General features: G+C 66.0%; 12 protein-coding genes. 7 read left to right on the top strand and 5 right to left on the bottom strand.

Annotated features, from left to right (window positions below):
• Positions 1-5 precede the first annotated feature (5 nt).
• Positions 6-1,640 carry a glycosyltransferase family 39 protein gene (locus QW845_RS11715; protein ID WP_315801724.1) on the bottom strand — a complete coding sequence of 545 codons (1,635 nt, stop codon included), beginning with the start codon at positions 1,638-1,640 and terminating at the stop codon, positions 6-8.
• Between the two features lie 276 nt (positions 1,641-1,916).
• Positions 1,917-2,591, bottom strand: coding sequence for a Crp/Fnr family transcriptional regulator (locus QW845_RS11710; protein WP_315801723.1), 675 nt, complete (start codon positions 2,589-2,591; stop codon positions 1,917-1,919).
• Positions 2,592-2,803: 212 nt separating this feature from the next.
• Here QW845_RS11710 and QW845_RS11705 point away from each other — a divergent pair, with 212 nt between their 5' ends.
• Together QW845_RS11705 and QW845_RS11700 are read left to right on the top strand one after the other, a co-directional pair.
• Positions 2,804-4,885 (top strand): AsmA family protein, encoded by a 2,082-nt coding sequence (locus QW845_RS11705; RefSeq protein ID WP_315801722.1) that lies wholly within the window; start codon positions 2,804-2,806, stop codon positions 4,883-4,885.
• 261 nt (positions 4,886-5,146) lie between these two features.
• On the top strand, positions 5,147-7,603 hold the full coding sequence (locus QW845_RS11700; protein ID WP_315801721.1) for an adenylate/guanylate cyclase domain-containing protein: 2,457 nt from the start codon (positions 5,147-5,149) through the stop codon (positions 7,601-7,603).
• A gap of 135 nt (positions 7,604-7,738) precedes the next feature.
• Here QW845_RS11700 and QW845_RS11695 read toward each other — a convergent pair whose 3' ends face one another.
• Positions 7,739-8,296 carry a MarR family transcriptional regulator gene (locus QW845_RS11695; protein ID WP_315801720.1) on the bottom strand — a complete coding sequence of 186 codons (558 nt, stop codon included), beginning with the start codon at positions 8,294-8,296 and terminating at the stop codon, positions 7,739-7,741.
• Between the two features lie 182 nt (positions 8,297-8,478).
• Between QW845_RS11695 and QW845_RS11690 the strand changes: the two genes are divergently transcribed.
• The 5 genes from QW845_RS11690 to fahA all read left to right on the top strand — a co-directional run bounded on the left by QW845_RS11690 (position 8,479) and on the right by fahA (position 14,120).
• Complete coding sequence (locus QW845_RS11690) at positions 8,479-10,113, top strand: FAD-dependent oxidoreductase (protein WP_315801719.1); 1,635 nt, start codon at positions 8,479-8,481, stop codon at positions 10,111-10,113.
• Between the two features lie 13 nt (positions 10,114-10,126).
• On the top strand, positions 10,127-10,354 hold the full coding sequence (locus tag QW845_RS11685; protein WP_315801718.1) for a DUF2783 domain-containing protein: 228 nt from the start codon (positions 10,127-10,129) through the stop codon (positions 10,352-10,354).
• Positions 10,355-10,381: 27 nt separating this feature from the next.
• The gene (locus QW845_RS11680; RefSeq protein ID WP_315801717.1) at positions 10,382-11,338 is read left to right on the top strand and encodes an MBL fold metallo-hydrolase; all 957 of its coding nucleotides are present in this window, start codon (positions 10,382-10,384) and stop codon (positions 11,336-11,338) included.
• Entirely contained in the window at positions 11,338-12,684 is a 1,347-nt protein-coding gene (gene hmgA, locus QW845_RS11675) for a homogentisate 1,2-dioxygenase (protein ID WP_315801716.1), read from the top strand. Before QW845_RS11680 ends, hmgA begins: the two co-directional genes overlap by 1 nt.
• 161 nt (positions 12,685-12,845) lie before the next feature.
• The gene (gene fahA, locus QW845_RS11670; RefSeq protein WP_315801715.1) at positions 12,846-14,120 is read left to right on the top strand and encodes a fumarylacetoacetase; all 1,275 of its coding nucleotides are present in this window, start codon (positions 12,846-12,848) and stop codon (positions 14,118-14,120) included.
• A 75-nt stretch (positions 14,121-14,195) separates the two neighbouring features.
• Here fahA and QW845_RS11665 read toward each other — a convergent pair whose 3' ends face one another.
• Both QW845_RS11665 and QW845_RS11660 read right to left on the bottom strand, forming a co-directional pair.
• Positions 14,196-14,507: a DUF1272 domain-containing protein gene (locus QW845_RS11665; protein WP_315801714.1), complete on the bottom strand. Its 312-nt coding sequence runs from the start codon at positions 14,505-14,507 to the stop codon at positions 14,196-14,198.
• Positions 14,508-14,597: 90 nt separating this feature from the next.
• The gene (locus tag QW845_RS11660; RefSeq protein WP_315801713.1) at positions 14,598-15,077 is read right to left on the bottom strand and encodes an Lrp/AsnC family transcriptional regulator; all 480 of its coding nucleotides are present in this window, start codon (positions 15,075-15,077) and stop codon (positions 14,598-14,600) included.
• Positions 15,078-15,169: the final 92 nt, after the last annotated feature.

The raw sequence follows: 15,169 nt of genomic DNA, 5'->3' as shown, positions 1-15,169 counted from the left end.
CTGTTTCAGTTCGCGGTCGAGGGCGTACGGCGGCGCGCGCTGAGATCGTGGGCCACGTTCGGCGCGCTGTCGACTGGCGCGGTGGTCTCAGGCGGAACGATCAGGGCAACGAAGCCCTGGCTCGCGCCCTCCAGGCCGAACAGCTTGGTCCGGAGCGTGAAATCGGCCCGTACCGAACGTCGCGCCTGCGCTGCCGCGGCTTGCATGCCGGAGATGCAGGAGATGTCGGTGTCGTAGCACAGCGCCGCCCAGCCCTGCGCAGTCAGCTCTTCCGACGGAGGGTGCAGCTCGTGCGGGTGCACAAGCGCCATTTCATAGTGCGGGTGGTCGGGACTGTAGAACGCGGCGGCAAAGGCGAGGCCGTCATCGCCGCCGACGGCGACAAGGGCTCCGTTCGACGCCGTATGCCACAGGCGGTCGAGCTCGGTCACGGCCGGCTCGTAGAAATCGCGGCCCTCGTTCAACGGAACGTAGTTCCGGTACAAGGCATGGAAGGGCGCTACGACTGTGGCCGCGAATGCCGCGATCGCGATCGTCGCAGCGGCGAGATTGATCGTGACGTCGCGGGGGGCGTGATAGCTCGCGCCACACACGATCACGATGACGAACAGGAAGACGCCCTGCAGGCCCCACAGCGGCGGCATGTCGGTGCCGAACACGATCGAGACCAGCGCGGGGAACACCACGGTCCCGATGCTGATCATCGCCAGCAGCCGGAGTCCGGGGTCGAGGCTGAGCGCATCGTTCAGCACGCGGGTGGCGCGGGGCCGGGTCATGGCGAGCCATATGAGGCCGGGGATACCGGCGATGCCGGCCATCGCCAACAGGAAGCCGCTGCCCTCGACCAGGGCGGCCGAGGCGGTCTTGCCGACGTGATGCTCGATCGCATGCGAGAACGGCTGGGCGCCGGTCGTGGCGAGCCAATAGATATGGGGGGCGAGCGCGACCAGGCCGGACAGCGCCGCGATCCAAGGCGCGGACGAGGTGAAATAGGCCCGACGCTCGCCGTGGCACAACGCTGCGACCGCAAAGCCCGCGATCAGGAAGACCGAGTAGTACTTGCCGAGCATGGCGAGTGCCGCGGTCAGGCCGGCCGCGACGGCCCAGCCGACGTGACGTGTCTCGAACGAGCGCAGGAAACACCAGGTCGCCAGCGGCCAGCTCGACAGCAGCACGGCGTTGGCGTTGAAGCGTTGCGCGTGCAGTTGATAGACCGGCAGCAGCATGAGCAGCAGCAGGACGACTAGGCGCTTGTCACCGCGCGCGAAACACCGGGTGATGAGGTCGACGGCCCAGAGGCCGACCGCCGCGTTGGTCAGCGCCAGCAGGTTGAACGACCAGTTGGTCAGCGGAAACACGGTGGTCCAGGCCCGCGCGGCCCAGCCCATCAGCGGCGGATGCTTGGTCGAGCCCCAGTCGAAGCTGCGTCCGAGCGACCAGGTCTCGATCACATCCTGATGGAGATCGCCCCCCAGATAGGCGACCGAGAAATACACCATCCAGACCGCGACGAACCCGACGATCAGGGCCGGAACGGCCCAACCGTCCTCCACGGCGTCGATCCAGATCGTGAGAGCTCTGCGCCACCGGCCTACCGAACCACTGGCCTCGATCGCGATCACCGGCAACGCAAGACTCATGACTTCGCTTCCACCACGCTTGTCTGGCGCGCAAAGCCCCACCCCGCGCACCGTCCGTGCGCGAGCCCGTGGAGTTCATCGCTGCCGGATTGAACCCTGTTAGAACTGTTAAAAAGAGTTCATGTCGCAAATTGTGAGGCGTGGTGGCCCAATTGCGATCATCTTTGGCCGATGCTGATACGAAACGATGCACGACGGGCAGTTCCCGCCATGGACTGGACCCGCAATCGACAAATTTGCGGTGAACGACGCTGCGCGCTTGCCGCGCTCGGCCAACTAATCGTTGCGTGCGATCGTGTTCAGCCTGGTCAGGTCATGCAGCAGGATGCGGCCGCGTTGCAGATCCAGGATCTTGTCCTTGCGCCAGGCCTGCAACTGGCGGTTCACGCTTTCGCGCGCCGCGCCGACGAAGACGCCGAGCTGTTCTTGCGAGATGTGAACCTCGGAGCCGAAATCCTCCGCCAGCGCGCACAGCCGGCGTGCCAGCCGCACCGGCAGCGGCTGCAGCACGGATTCCTCCATGCGCTCGCTCTGCCAGCGGATGCGCTGGCACAGCAGCTGAATGATCCTGATCGCCACCTTGGGCTCGCGTTCCAGGAAACTGAGGAAATCCTCGCGGCGGAGCACGAACAGCTCGGTTGCCTCACCGGCGGTGGCGTCCGCCGTGCGCTCCTGCCCGTCGAGCACGGCGACCTCGCCGAACAGATCGCCGGGCCCCATGAAGTTGAGCGTCAGCCGGCTGCCGTCAGTGGCACCGGTCTCGATGCGAATCTGGCCGCGCCGCACCCCGAACAGGGCATTGCCGGGGTCGCCCTTCTGGAACAGTACCTCGCCCGACGACAGATGCTGAGTGTGGCAGAGGCTCGAGATTCGCTGCAACTCGTCCGCACCGAGGTCGGCGAACATCGGGTTCATCTTCAGAATGACCGCAAATTCGGCCTGCTTGCTCATCACTATACCTTCGGCAATGGTTCAAAGCCTCAGTTACAGAAACCCCCCGGTCGGAAGTGTGTCATAAGTCACATAATGACGCACGGGCTTCCGACTATTTTGGTCGCGCTGGGAGCGGTCTTCGTTCCGAGAAAATTTCGGATTGAACCGGGTCGGCATTGCCGCACGCTAACCGGTGGAGACCGCTCGCGCCTCGCGCTTGGGACATCGACATGAAGGCATTGAAGATCGCAGGCGGTTTGATTGGCGCCGTCATCGTCGTGCTGGCTCTGGCGCTGGCTTTTGGACTTCCGGCGAGCTTCCTTACGGTGGCCATCCAGGACCGCGTCGAACGTGACACCGGCTATCGCCTGAGCATCGCCGGCTCGGCAAGCGTCAGCCTGTGGCCGTCGCTGCATGCAACCCTGACGGACATCACCGTGCAGGATCCGAAGGAGCGGGACGGCAATAATCGGCTGACGATCGGCAAGCTGCAGGCTGACGTGGCGCTGTCGAGCCTGTGGTCCGGCCGGCCCGACATCGGCGAGATCATCATCGACAAGCCCACACTCTATCTGCCGCTGCTGCGCGAGCGGCTGCGGGATAATGCGCCGCGCAGCCGTGCCTCGGCGAAGCCAGAAGCGGCGCCTGCGGCCCGGATCGAACGGGTCACCGTCAGGGACGGCGCCGTCATCCTCTCCAACCCGCGCGACCGCGTCGAGAATCGTCTCGAGGGCATCGGCGCGACGGCGTCTCTGTCCGATGGCAAGGTCAAGATCACGGGTACGGCCCGGGCCGGCGACCGCCCGGTCACGTTCGACGTCACAGCGCCGGCGCCGGCGCTGCCGATTGACCGCCAGACCCTGCCGGTCGAGTTCAAGATCGACGTGGCCAATGCATTCCGCGGCGGTCTTGCCGGCCGCGCCGACGTTCGCCTGAATGGCCCGGTGGTGATGATCAACGGTCTCAGCGGAACGCTCGGCGATGGCGATTTCAACGGCTGGGCCTCGGTCGATCTGGCGAGCAAGCCGCTGGTGAAGGTCGATCTCGACGTTCGCCGGCTCGACTTGGGAGCGCCTGCCGCGCAGGGCCCTGCCGGCGCGTCGGGATGGAGCACGGCGGCAATCGACTTGCGCGGTCTCAACTACGTCGATGCCCGTGTGAAGCTGTCGGCGACGGACGTCGTTCTCTCCGGGGCCCGCCTCGGTCCGCTCGATCTCGAAGCCTCGCTGGCCGGTGGCCTGCTGAAGGCGACCATCGCCAATCTCGGCGCCTATGAGGGGCAGGCCAGTGGCGAGGTCGTGATCGACGCCTCCACGGGCAATCCGGCCTATGCGATGCACTGTGATCTCGTCGGCATCCGGGCGCTGCCGCTGCTCTCTAACGTCGCCGGATTCGACAAGCTCGATGCGCGGATGCAAGGCAAGCTCGCCTTGCGCTCCAATGGCGCCAGCCAGCAGGCGATCATGAGCAACCTGAGCGGCTCGGCGTTCCTGTTGTTCCAGGACGGCGCGATCCGCGGCATCAACGTTGCGCAGATGATCCGCTCATTGACATCCAATCCGCTGTCGGGATGGCAGGATTCGAAGGAACTGACGACCGATCTCACGCAGCTCTCGGCCTCGTTTCAGGTCGAGCGCGGGCAGGCCGCCACCAGTGACCTCAATTTGGTCGGACCGCTGGTCAAGGTCGCCGGTACGGGGACGATCGATCTGGGCAATCGGGCGCTGGCGATGCGGGTCGAGCCGAAGCTCGTGATGACGACCGAGGGGCAGGGCCGCACCTCGGAGCCGATCGGCCTTGGGATTCCCGTCGTCATCGACGGCCCCTGGAGTCAGCCGCGCTTCTACCCCGACATGGCCGGCATCCTGGACAATCCGGACGCGGCCTACGCCAGGCTCAAGCAGATGGGCCAGGGCCTGTTCGGCAAGGACGGAGCCGGGCTGAACAATTTGATCAACGGCATCGGCGGCCTGATCGGAAATTCTGCGCCCACCGGTGCTGCTGGTCCGAACGGCGCGCCGTCAGCGGCAGCCCCGAATGGGCAGGCCCCGGCCCCCGGCCAATCCGACCTGCTTGGCGGCGATCTCGGATCGGCGATCGGCAATCTGATTCAGCAAGGACTGCAGGGCGCGTCGCCGCCCGCCAAGAGCCGCGGCCGTACGCTGGTTGCGCCCCAGGACGGCGCTGTTTCGCGGCCTCCGGGCGACGCCGGCCAGGGTGCGGCAGAGGCCGCTCCCGCCGAGCCCTTGCAGGACGGTGCCCAGGACAGCCAGCCGATGAACGACGTTCTGAAGCGCATCTTCAATAGGTAATATATGACCGCGACCGGCCGAGTCCGCGAAGGATGTCCCCCGAGCGGTGGATGCCATTCAGGGCCAGCCGCACGATAACGAGGCGCGCGAGCGCGCGCGGCGTGGGCGCCGCTGTGCATGCCATTCTGTGCTAAACGGATGCCGGCGACGGATCGTCTCGCACCCGAGCGGTCCCGTCTCCGAGGTGTTGCTGCCGCGAGGACGGCAGCGGACGCGCCTGTCCGAGGCTGACCTCGGCGATGATGCGCGTGAGGGGTCCGGATGAGCGAGGTCGAGAACAGAGGCTGGTCGTTGCGGCAGGGCCTGTTCGCCAAATACGTCGTGTCGCTGGTCGGGCTCGTCGTGTTCGTCCTGGCCGTGAACGGCGCGACCGAAACCTGGATCAGCTATCAGTCCACCAAGGCGAGCCTGACCGCCGCCATGGCCGAAAAGGCCGACGCCAGCGCCCGGCGGATCGATCAGGCGCTCTCGGATCTGCAGCGGCAGATCAGCTGGGTGACGCGGGCGAGCGCCAACACGCTGGAGCTGCGCCGCGCCGACTATGTGCAGCTGCTGAGTCAGGCACCGGCCGTGCGGCAGTTGTATCAGCTCGACGGACAGGGCCGCGAGCAGCTCAGGGTATCGCGCACCTCGATCTCGTTCTCCTCGGGCAACGACCTGTCGCGCGATCTGCGCTTCACCGACACCGTCACGCATGGAAGCAGCTTCTCGGCCGTGACCTTCAAGGGCGCGCAGCCGATGATGTCGATCTCGGTCGCGCATTCCGGCTTCAATGCCGGTGTGACCGTGGCTGACATCGATCTCGACTTTCTCGAAGACTTCATGACCGAGGCACAGGTCGGCAAGGTCGGCACCGCCTACGTGGTCGATCCGCGCGGCCAGGTGCTGGCGAGCTCCGCGAAAGGGCCGGCCGTCGGCCAGGACCTCGCCAAGCTGCCGCAGGTCGCGGCGGTGCTCGCGCCGGATGGCCAGCCGCTGGCCTCCGGCACGGACACCGCGGGGCATGCCGTGCTCTCGGCGGTCGCGACGCTCCCCAAGCTCGGCTGGTCCGTGTTCTTCGAGCAGTCCACTGCGCACGCGCTGGCGCCGATCCGGGACCAGCTGTTGCGTGGGGCGCTGTTGATCGCGCTCGGTCTTGCCGTGGCGATCCTCGCGGGCTCGCTGCTGGCGCGCCGCATGCTCGTTCCGATCACCGCATTGCGCGCCGGCGCGCGCAAGCTCGGCGCGGGTGACTTCGCCCAGCGCATCGAGGTGAAGACGCATGACGAGCTGGAGGAGCTCGCCGATCAGTTCAACAGCATGGCCGGCCAGCTCGCGCAGTCCTATGCCGTGCTGGAAGCCAAGGTCGAGGAGCGGACGCGCGATCTCGCTCAGTCGATCAATGAGCTGAAGGTGCTCGAGGAGGTCGGACGCGCGGTGGCCTCCTCGCTCGATCTCAATGCCGTGCTGCCGACGGTGGCGGCGCGCGCGCTGGAGATCACGCATGCCGATGCCGTGCTGATCTATTCCTACGATGCCGCGGAACGCCGCTTCAGGCTGGTGGAGGCCAAGGGCGTCGACCGGGACGGCGCGCACAATGTGCTCGACGAGCGCACGAGCCTGCTCTCCGATTCCGTGCGCAGCGGCGAGCCGATCGCGATCGCCGAGCTTGAAAGCGCACCCGATCACCCGCTGCGCGATGTCGCCGTCGCCGCCGGCTTCCGCGCCGTGCTGTTCACGCCGCTGGTCGATCAGCAGGGCGTGCTCGGCGCGCTGGTGGTGCTTCGGCGGGCGGCCGGCACGTTCCCGCCGAACCTGATCGGACTGATGCGGACATTTGCCAACCAGGCCGTGCTGGCGATGCGCAATGCGCGATTGTTCACCGAGGTCGACCAGAAGGGCCGCGAGCTGGCGCTGACCCACGCCACCGTGCAGCAGCAGGCCGCCAAGCTCACCGAGCAGACCGAGCAGCTGCGCGAGTGGAACAAGTCGCTCGAGGAGCGCGTCGAGAAGCAGCTCGCGGAGATCGAGCGGATCAGACGGCTGGAGCGCTTCCTGGCGCCGCAGGTGGCCCAGATCATCGCGTCGTCGGATGGTCACGATGCGCTGCTGGAAAGCCACCGCCGCGAGGTCACGGTCGTGTTCTGCGATCTGCGCGGCTTCACCGCGTTCACCGAGACCACCGAGCCCGAGGAGGCGATGAACGTGCTGCGCGAATATCACGCCGCGCTCGGCAAGCTCATCTTCAAATATGAGGGCACGCTCGATCGCTATGCCGGCGACGGCGTGATGATCCTGTTCAACGCGCCGATCCCGTTCGAGGACCACACCACGCGCGCGGTGAGGATGGCGCTCGAAATGCGCGAAGAGATCGGACAATTGACCGAGCGCTGGAAAAACCGCGGCCACAGCCTGGGGTTCGGCGTCGGCATTGCGCTGGGATATGCGACGCTCGGCCAGGTCGGCTTCGAGCACCGGCTGGAATATGCCGCGATCGGCAGCGTCACCAATCTCGCCTCGCGGCTGTGCGACGAGGCCAAGGCGGGACAGGTGATCGTGTCGCGTCGTGTCTACGGCGTGGTCGAACAGTCGGTCGACGCCAGGCCGATCGACGACCTGCATCTGAAGGGATTCAACCACCCGGTGCTGGCGATGGAGATTTTGCGCTGGCGGGGAGAGGGTATCGACGTGTTGGACGTCCCAGCGGAGCCGCGGCGTTCGTCGGCGACCAACAAGTAGGGTGGGCAAAGGCGCCTGGGCGGTGCTTGTTGCTTGGCAGCAGTCTCACGCGCCGCGCCCACCGTCTCAATCCGACGAAGAACGGCGGGCACGCGCCGCCTCCGGCGGCGCTTTGCCCACTCTACACCTTGGCAACTAATAGGCCTGCTTCGCGTCGGCCTCCTCGCTCGTCTGGATCAGGTCGAGGCTCGCCTCGATCTTGCCGATCAGGCGGTCGAACGTCCTGCGCTCGTCGGCGGACAGGCATGCCATGATTTCGCGCTCGCGCTGCTGCAAACGCGGGATCAACTCCTCGTACAGCGTCTTGCCCTTCCGTGTCAGGCGCAGGCGGAACTCGCGGCGATCCTCGGTGTTCTCGACCCGCTCGATCAGCCGCCGCTCCAGCAGCGACGTCACGGCCCGGCTGATGGTCGATTTGTGCGTGCGGGTGCACGCTGCGACATATTGCGCGCTGCAGGCCTCGCGGCGGAAGCCGAGCGTCGCCAGCACGCGCCATTCCGGAATGTCGAGCCCGTAACGTTCCCGATATTCGACGGCGAGCGCCGCGCTGACCTCGGCGGCCAGACGGTTGAGCCGGAATGGCGCGAACTTGAACAGGTCGAGCCGCTCGTCGTCCTGCGGCACTGTGGCATTTCGGTCATCCTCGACCGGCTTCGCCTGCCGCCCGGACGTCGCGGTGGATGGCTTCGCCAAGATCGCGCTCCGATTTTTGAGTTGACGCGGCCGAAGCCGTCGGCTTTAGAATAGTTGCAGGTGAGACTATCTGGCAAGACGGCCGGATGGCCTCGCCCGAGGAAATGTCGGTCGCTTCGAAAATCGTCGCTTCGAAAATCGTCGCTTCGAAAAGTCCAAGAAAACCACAAGGCGAGCAAGCCATGGTGCAGGCCAATCCGGGGCAGGGCGCGGGCCAGGCGAAGGTTCAGTTCGGCTATCATCGGCACGAAGACCAGGATCAGGCCACGCCGGCCGCGCATCCGGTCGTCGTCGTGGGTGCGGGTCCCGTCGGGCTGTCGTTCGCGATCGATCTCGCGCAGCGCGGCCATGCGGTCGTCGTGCTCGATGATGCCGATCGTATCGGCGAGGGCTCGCGTGCGATCTGCTTTTCGAAGCGCTCGCTGGAATATTGGGATCGGCTCGGCGTCGGCGACCGGATGGTCGACAAGGGCGTGGTGTGGAACGTCGGCCGCATCTTCCACGGCCCGTCCGAGCTCTATCAGTTCAACCTGTTGCCGGAGCCCGGGCACAAGCGGCCGGCCTTCATCAACCTGCAGCAGTTCTACGCCGAGGCCTATCTGGTCGATCGCGTCAACGCGCTGCCGGCGATCTCGCTGCGCTGGCGCAACAAGGTCACCGCGCTCGAACAGCGCAATGATCACGTGGTGCTGACGATCGAGACGCCGGACGGCCCGTATCGGCTGTCGGCGCAATATGTGATCGCCTGTGATGGCGCGCGCTCCTCGCTGCGCCAGATGGTCGGCGCGGGCTTCTCCGGCAAGGTGTTCGAGGATCAGTTCCTGATCGCCGACGTCAGGATGACGGCCGAATTCCCCACCGAGCGCTGGTTCTGGTTCGATCCGCCGTTCCACGCCGGACGCTCGGCGCTGTTGCACCGGCAGCCGGACAATGTCTGGCGCATCGACCTGCAGCTCAGCCGCTATGCCGATCCCAACGTCGAGAAGCAGCCGGAGAATGTGCGGCCACGGATCGCGCGCATGCTCGGCCATGACCAGTTCGAATTCGAGTGGATCTCGCTCTATAAATTCCAGTGCCGGCGCATGGAGCGCTTCATTCATGGTCGCGTCGTCTTCGCCGGCGACTCTGCCCATCAGGTTTCGCCGTTCGGCGCACGCGGGGCCAATTCGGGGCTGGAGGATGCCGAGAATCTGGCCTGGAAGCTCGATCGCGTGCTGCGCGGAAGCTCGCCCGCGGCGCTGCTCGACACCTACCATCTGGAGCGAAGCGCGGCGGCCGACGAGAACATTCGCGAGTCGACGCGCGCGACGGATTTCATGGCGCCGAACTCGCACCAGGAGGCGCGGCTGCGCAAAGTGGTGCTCGCGCTCGCCCGGGATACCGAATTCGGCAAGCGCATGGTCAATGGCGGCCGGCTGTCGGTTCCCTCGGTCTACGAGACGCCGCTGTCGACCGAAGATGACGAGGCCTGGGAGACCGGACCGCGCCCGGGGACATCGATGCCGGATGTGCCGCTGAAGGCAGCCGACGGACGGCACCTCCATCTTACCGATGCGTTCAACGCTCAGGGCCGGCGCTTCACGCTGCTGTCGTTTGCCAATGGTGAGGCGATCGACGTGCCCGACGATGTCGGTGTCATCCGCGTCGGCGACCCGAATGGCCTCACCGATGGCGAGGGCTTCGCGGTCAAGCGTTACGGTGCCAAACCCGGCACATCCTATCTGCTGCGTCCGGATGGCTATGTCGCGGCGCGCTTCCGGCACCCGAGCCGCGCCGCGATCGCGGCGGCGGTCGCACGCGCCTGCGGCCTGAACTGAGGAAGCCGCAACGATGACGCTCTCGACCGCCTCCAATTTCCCCAAGCCCGACGATGCCTTCCGCGCCATTGTCGAAGCCCATCGCGGCCTCTCGGACCTCGAAAGCGCCGACCTCGATGCGGCATTGGTCCTGATCCTCGCCAATCACATCGGCGACATCGGCGTCCTGCGCGACGCGATCACGCTGGCGAAACGCAGCATGGCTGATGCCGGTCAACAGCAACAACAACAGCAGCAATAGGCTGCCGCGCACACAAGGAATGAACTGATGGCGAAAGGTTTCGCTTCCACGACGGATCTCACCGAGAAGAAGGTGACCTTCTCCGAGATCGGCCCGGATCTCTATGCGTTCACCGCGGAGGGCGATCCGAACTCGGCGGTGATCGTCGGCGATGACGGCTGCATCGTGTTCGATGCGCAGGCGACGCCGGCGATGGCCAACAAGGTGATCGAGCGCGTCAAGACCGTCACCGACAAGCCGATCAAATATGTCGTGCTGTCGCATTACCACGCGGTGCGCGTGCTTGGCGCTTCGGCCTATCACGCCCAGGGCATCGTCGCCTCGCAGGAGACGCGCCGACTGATCGTCGAGCGCGGCCAGCAGGACTGGGATTCCGAATACGGCCGCTTCCCGCGCCTGTTCCAGGACGCCGAGAGCATCCCCGGCCTGACCTGGCCGACGCTGACTTTCGAAGGCGAGATGACGATCCATCTCGGCAAGCGCGAGGTGCAGCTGATCCAGCTCGGCGCCGGCCACACCTCCGGCGACATCGTCGCCTGGGTGCCGGACGCCGAGGTGATGTTCTCCGGCGACCTCATCGAATATCATTCGGCCTGCTATTGCGGCGACGCCTATCTGCGCGAATGGCCGTCGACCTTGAACGAGATCCGCGACTTCAATCCCAAGGCGATCGCGCCCGGTCGCGGCGATGCGCTGAAAGGCGAGGCCACCGTGCGCGAGGCGATCGCGATGACGCGCGACTTCGTCAGCTCGCTGTACGGCGCGGCCGAGATGTCGGTCGCGAAGGGACGCAGCCTGAAGGAATCCATGGCCGCCACGCGCGACGTGATGGACCCGAAGTTCTCGAGCTTCGCGATCTACGAGCACTGCCTGCCGTTCAACGTGTCGCGCGCCTATGACGAGGCCAGTGGCATCGACGATCCCGTGATCTGGACCGCCGAGCGCGACCGCGAGATGTGGGCCCGCCTGCAAGGAGAAGGATGATGAACGTCAACACATCGCCTGACCAGCTCAACCGCGCCACGGGGCAGGTTACGCCGGGCTACATGTCCGGCTTCGGCAATTCGTTCGAGACCGAAGCGCTGCCTGGTGCGCTGCCAATCGGGCGCAACTCGCCGCAGCGCTGCGCCTATGGTCTCTATGCCGAGCAGCTCTCGGGCTCGCCGTTTACGGCGCCGCGCGGGTCCAACGAGCGCTCATGGCTGTATCGCATCCGTCCGTCGGTGAAGCATTCCGGCCGCTTCACACGCGTCGATGCCGGGCTGTGGCGCACCGCGCCCTGCCACGAGCAGGAGATCACGGTACAGCAGCTGCGCTGGGATCCGACTCCGATGCCGTCGGGCGAGGTGACGTTCCTGCAGGGCGTGCAGACCATGACGACGGCGGGCGATGCGGCGACGCAGGCCGGCATGGCGACGCATGTCTACGTCATCACCAGGTCGATGGTCGATCAGCACTTCTACGACGCCGACGGCGAGCTGATGTTCGTGCTGCAGCAGGGCCGCCTGTTGTTCGTCACGGAGTTCGGCCGCATCGATGCCGAGCCCGGCGAGATCGTCGTGATCCCGCGCGGCGTCAAGTTCCGGGTCGAGATTCCGGCCGGACCTGCGCGCGGCTATCTGTGCGAGAACTACGGCGGCGCCTTCACCCTGCCGGAGCGCGGCCCGATCGGCGCGAATTGCCTTGCCAATGCCCGCGACTTCCTGACGCCGGTGGCGTCGTATGAGGACAAGGACACCCCGACCGAGCTCTATGTGAAGTGGGGCGGCGCGCTGTTCAAGACCGAGCTGAAGCACTCTCCGATCGACGTCGTCGCCTGGCACGGCAACTACGCGCCCTACAAATACGACCTGCGCACCTTCTCGCCGGTCGGCGCGATCGGCTTCGATCATCCCGATCCGTCGATCTTCACCGTGCTGACCTCACCGTCGGAGACGGCGGGCACCGCCAACATCGACTTCGTGATCTTCCCGGAGCGCTGGATGGTCGCCGACAACACCTTCCGCCCGCCGTGGTATCACATGAACATCATGTCGGAGTTCATGGGCCTGATCTACGGCGTCTACGACGCCAAGCCGCAGGGCTTCGTGCCGGGCGGCATGAGCCTGCACAATTGCATGCTGCCGCACGGGCCGGATCGCGAGGCGTTCGATCACGCCAGCAATGGCGAGCTGAAGCCGGTCAAGCTGACGGGCACCATAGCGTTCATGTTCGAGACCCGCTTCCCGCAGCGGATCACCAGGCACGCAGCGGAGTCCGGCACCTTGCAGCCTGACTACGCCGATTGCTGGAACGGACTGGAGAAGCGGTTTGATCCGAACAGGCCTTAGCGCGAGCTATGTCAACGCCGTCATGGCCGGGCTTGACCCCGGCCATCCACGTCTATCGTCCCGCCGGCTAGATGGATGCCCGGGCCTTCGCCGCGCCGAAGCGGCTTCGGCCGCGCAGGCGGGTCAAGCCCGGGCATGACGACCCGGTTTGGAGAAGCATTTTGACCCACCCCAACGACCCCTCACTCCGCTCCTTCATTCCGGCCGATCCGGCCTCGGACTTTCCGATCCAGAACCTGCCCTATGGCGTGTTCTCCGCCGCCGATTCGCCGAAGCCGCGCGTCGGTGTCGCCATTGGCGATTTCGTGCTCGATCTCGCCGTGCTCGAAGATGAGGGCCTGCTCGACCTGTCGCCGGCCTATGAGGTGTTCGCGCAATCCTCGCTGAATGCCTTCATGGCGCTCGGCCCCGCCGTGTGGTCGAAGACCCGCGCGGCGATCAGCGCACTGCTGCGCCATGACAATCCGCGCCTGCGTGACGACAAGCCGCTGCGCAGCCGCGCGCTGCTGCCGCGCAACGACGTCAACCTGCACTTGCCGTTTCACGTCGCCGGCTACACCGACTTCTATTCGTCGAAGGAGCACGCCACCAATGTCGGCGTCATGTTCCGCGGCAAGGACAACGCGCTGCAGCCGAACTGGCTGCACATGCCGATCGGCTATAACGGCCGCGCGTCGACCGTGGTCGTCTCCGGCACCAAGGTGCGCCGGCCGCGCGGGCAGCTGAAGCCGCCGAGCGCCGACGTGCCGAGCTTCGGCCCGTGCAAGCGGCTCGATTTCGAGCTGGAGATGGGCGTCGTCATCGGCCAATCATCTCCGCTCGGCGAGATGCTGACCGAGGCGCAGGCGGAGGCGATGATCTTCGGCTTCGTGTTGCTCAACGACTGGAGCGCGCGCGACATCCAGCAATGGGAGTACGTCCCGCTCGGGCCGTTCCAGGCCAAGGCGTTCGCGACCTCGATCAGTCCATGGGTGGTGACATCAGAGGCGCTGGAGCCGTTCCGGGTGGCCGGGCCAACGCAGGACCCGGTGCCGCTGCCCTACCTGCAGCAGAAGGCCGCGCAGAACTACGATCTCGCGCTGGACGTCGCCTTGCGTGCGTCGGGCAGCAACGCCGCGCAGACCATCGCGCAGACCAATTTCAAGTACATGTACTGGTCGAGCGTGCAGCAGCTGATGCACCATGCCTCGTCAGGGTGTGTCATGAGCGTCGGCGATCTCCTGGGGAGTGGCACCATCTCCGGCCCGGAGAAGCACCAGCGCGGGAGCCTGCTCGAGATCAGCTGGAACGGCACCGAGCCCATCGAACTCGCCGGCGGCGTGAAGCGCACGTTCCTGGAGGACGGCGATTCGCTGGTGATGCGCGGCTGGTGCCAGGGCAACGGCTATCGCGTCGGCTTCGGCGAGGTCGAAGGCACGATCGTCGCAGCGGAGTAGCCGCCCCATCCACTGCCGTCATTCCGGGGCGGCCCGCAGGGCCGAGCCCGGAATCCATAATGACGGGGAGAGAGCTCAACGCTCCACTGGCGGCACGTGCTTCACGCCGGCGACGAAGGCGGCAACATCCTCGGCCGCATATTTCAGGTGAACGCGCTTGTCCGACGGCACTTGTTTCACCGTGCAGACCCCCGGCCGCCACTGCCGCGCCGGCCGGATCGGCCGCGGCGCGAAGCCGCCGCCGCAGTTCGGGCAGACGTTGAACAGCCTGGTCTCGACGCAGTCGGCGCAGAAGGTGCATTCATAGGAGCAGATGCGCGCGTCCTGCGCGGCCGGCGGCAGGTCCTTGTCGCAATATTCGCAATTGGGCCGAAGCTGCAGGGCCATGGGCGTCTCGCAGGTCAGGGACGCGATCACTGTCGCAAAAGCAATGATGATGTTGAAGGGCGCATTTCCCTCGATTCGCGCCGCGAAAGCTCAGCCAGTCGACAACGACGCCAGCGGCAGCTTGGCGCTTTCCTTGAGACGGTCGAGCACGATCGAGGAGCGCACGTGCGCCACGCTCTGGTGTGGCATCAGCACGTTGTTGACGATGTCTGACAGGCTCTTGAGGTCGCGCAGCACCACCTTCAGCAGGTAATCGGAATCGCCCGTCAGCGCGTAGGCCTCCTGGATGTCGTCGATGCGGTTCACCAGCGCGCGAAACTTCTCGGCGTTGTCGGGCGAATGCGTCGCCAGCGTGATCTGGATGAAGGCGATCAGCTCGAAGCCGAGCGCCTGGCTGGCGAGCTGGGCGCGGTAGCCGGCGATGACGCCGTCCTCCTCCAGCCGCATCCGCCGCCGCGAGCATTGCGAGGCCGAGAGCCCGGCGATCTCGGCCAGCTCCTGGTTGGTCAGGCGACCGTCATCCTGGAGCGCGGCCAAGATGCGGAGATCGAAGCTATCGACGGAGTTCATGCGCTATCTCCCCTAATCATGCACGGATCGTGCATATCTCGGCGAAAATGACAATGGTTTGCATGCTCCATGCACCGAATTGGGGAGATCAT

Origin of the sequence: Bradyrhizobium sp. SZCCHNS3002 (assembly GCF_032377435.1) — a bacterium.
Classification (GTDB): domain Bacteria; phylum Pseudomonadota; class Alphaproteobacteria; order Rhizobiales; family Xanthobacteraceae; genus Bradyrhizobium.
The sequence above is the reverse complement of the archived record's forward strand: the minus strand, read 5'-3'. Positions and strand labels throughout refer to the sequence as shown.